This is a genomic window from Thermogladius sp., assembly GCF_049970955.1.
GTDB lineage: Archaea > Thermoproteota > Thermoprotei_A > Sulfolobales > Desulfurococcaceae > Thermogladius.
Genome location: NZ_JBMFLY010000109.1, coordinates 1 through 2,221, shown reverse-complemented (window position 1 = coordinate 2,221; position 2,221 = coordinate 1). Strand labels below are relative to the sequence as shown.

The following is a 2,221-nucleotide window of genomic DNA, read 5'->3' as shown; positions in this document are numbered from 1 at the left end:
TTCCAGGGGCTCGTGACCGCCAGCTTCGGCGTCTTCGCCATAGACGTCTTCCTGCTCGTGGCCGGCTTGTTCGAGAGGGGTGAAGAGGAGTAGTGGCGGAGGAATACCCTGAATACCCTGAGCCCCAGTCGCAGCCAGAGTTCAGGCCTCTCGCGGAGCGAGTGTCGCCTGAGAGCCTTCTAAGCGATGACGCGGTCAACGAGATAGCGAGCCGTACAGGCTACCGCGTCTTCACGAGCCACATGTTCAAGACGGCCGTCTTGTCGCCGCAGGTCGCGGCCGGGATAGCCTACACGATGCTCGGGGCTAACATGCTCAGGGTTAAGAGCCTCACGAGGCGCGGGATGAAGCCCGGGGGTCAGCGGGAGGGGATGGATCCGTACGAGGCTAGCGCCCACGCGATAGAGGTGTACAGCTACTTCATCACGAGCGTGTCTAGTAGCGTCGGCAAGGAGAACTTCCTAGACAAGCTAAGCCAGATGATAACGATCAGCAGGCGCGAGGAGGCTAGGGGCGAGGAGGAGCGTAAGGGCATACTAGCCAGGATCTTCGGGAGGTGACACACATGAATGAGGCGGAGGCACTCATCATCATGATATCCCTAGCGGGCTGGGTCATAGCCATGGGCGCGATAGTATACCTTTTCGGCGTCCTCGGTAGGCGCGAGCTAGCCGTAGCCTCGCTACTAGCCGATTGTAGGAAGAAGAGGGCATTATGCGCACTGCTACGCGTCGGCAGGAGCCTACGCCTGGTGAAACTCACGCCGGTGACGGAGGAGTTCTTCTACTTCAGCATGGGCGGGCTGAAGGGCCTCGTCAAGATAGTCCCGAACGCGATCTACAGGATCGCGGACGCGGACGTCGTAGTAGCTACTCTAGCGAACCCGCGTAGCCTGACCCCAGAGGAGCTTGACAGGCTCGGATGGGTGACTGGCCGCGAGGACGAGATAGTCTACACCGTGAAGTCCAACATCAAGACCGTCGTGTTGCCGAGGCTCAGGGATGAGAAGCGTAGGCTCGAGGGCCTCGTGAAGGCTTACCAGGCGTACCCGGACGAGAACTCGAAGGCTAAGCTGTCAGAGCTACAGGAGAGCCTGAACGCCTTGAACGACGTGATAAGGGAGGTTGAGAACGCGAGGCTCCAGACGCTCGAGGACGTCGCCACGTTCATCGCGAAGATGAGGCAGTACGGGCTAGACGTGAAGGCGTTCCTACCAGTCGCCCTGGCCGGAGACCTCGACGCGCTCGACAGGATAGCGGAGCAGACCGCCCTGGGGGCTACGAGCCTCTTGACCGCGGCTGCTAGCGTGACCAAGGGCCTCGAGGAGATGTTCAAGCGTTTCGAGAAGGCCGAGAAGAAGTCAAACATACTCGTACTATTCCTAGTCCTCCTGATGAGCGTGGTAGGATTTATACTCCTAACCGGGTTGATGCATAGATGATGATACTACTCGTCGAGGCCGGAGCCGGAGCATTCATATTCTTCTACATGCTCGGCCGGCTACACAGCGACGACGAGGCGGACACGAGGGGCATCCTACGCGTGCTCTGGCTACTCACGCCCTTCTTCATACTCGCGTCGGCGACCCTCGCACCGTTTTCAGCCGGCGTGCTCGAGCACAGGCTCGTATACTATACCAGCGTCCACGTCAGCGTCAAGGTGAACTCGACTGGAGAACAGTCATACACGCAGCCGATACCCGGGCCACCGCCACAAGAGCCTATCTCCACGGAGCAGGAGGCCTTCATAGCACTCGAGTCCCTCGCAAGCTCGATCGGCGTCGGAGTCATACCACCCGTAGCATACATGTTCGGCGCCAGGGCTAGGCCCAGGCTAGTACTTCCGAGGACGCTCGCGGTATTCAAGGCCGTCGCCTCGTGGCTAAGAGGCGTCGAGAACACAGACCCCGTCGAGCTTAGACTCCTCATACTCGAGGAGGAGGTCAGGACTCTACGAGAACAACTCAGGCAAACACCAGACCTCTACGAGATAGTATCCTACAAGCCCGCCAAGAGAACAAACTAGTTTTTTCTCCCCCACTCGTTTTCTATTGATGGGAACAAACAGGGTACCCGCCACGCGAGTCCCCTCCTATGGGAACAAGCCCCGTATGACAGATCTGTCACCAACCGCTTGCAACCATCAATGAGAACAAGCATGCAGTCCCTATCCACTGAGAACAAGCCCGACAAGCGTTTCCCCGGCTTTGAGAACAAGAACC

General features: G+C 58.7%; 3 protein-coding genes. All 3 read left to right on the top strand.

Translation table 11 applies throughout. The features are described from left to right. The first annotated feature begins 92 nt into the window (after positions 1 to 92). From ACP5VX_RS07110 to ACP5VX_RS07100, 3 genes are read left to right on the top strand one after another with little or no spacing between them, the layout of a single operon-like run. The gene (locus ACP5VX_RS07110; protein ID WP_428725182.1) at positions 93 to 560 is read left to right on the top strand and encodes a hypothetical protein; all 468 of its coding nucleotides are present in this window, start codon (positions 93 to 95) and stop codon (positions 558 to 560) included. A gap of 5 nt (positions 561 to 565) precedes the next feature. Continuing rightward, entirely contained in the window at positions 566 to 1,441 is an 876-nt protein-coding gene (locus ACP5VX_RS07105) for a hypothetical protein (RefSeq protein ID WP_428725181.1), read from the top strand. Then, positions 1,438 to 2,025 (top strand): hypothetical protein, encoded by a 588-nt coding sequence (locus ACP5VX_RS07100; RefSeq protein ID WP_428725180.1) that lies wholly within the window; start codon positions 1,438 to 1,440, stop codon positions 2,023 to 2,025. The genes ACP5VX_RS07105 and ACP5VX_RS07100 overlap by 4 nt, the downstream gene beginning before the upstream one ends. Positions 2,026 to 2,221: the final 196 nt, after the last annotated feature.

What these genes read in the sequence shown, in the direction of transcription:
- ACP5VX_RS07105 (WP_428725181.1), top strand. Translation starts at nt 566, where the DNA reads ATGAATGAGGCGGAGGCACTCATCATCATGATATCCCTAGCGGGCTGG.
- ACP5VX_RS07100 (WP_428725180.1), top strand. Translation starts at nt 1,438, where the DNA reads ATGATGATACTACTCGTCGAGGCCGGAGCCGGAGCATTCATATTCTTC.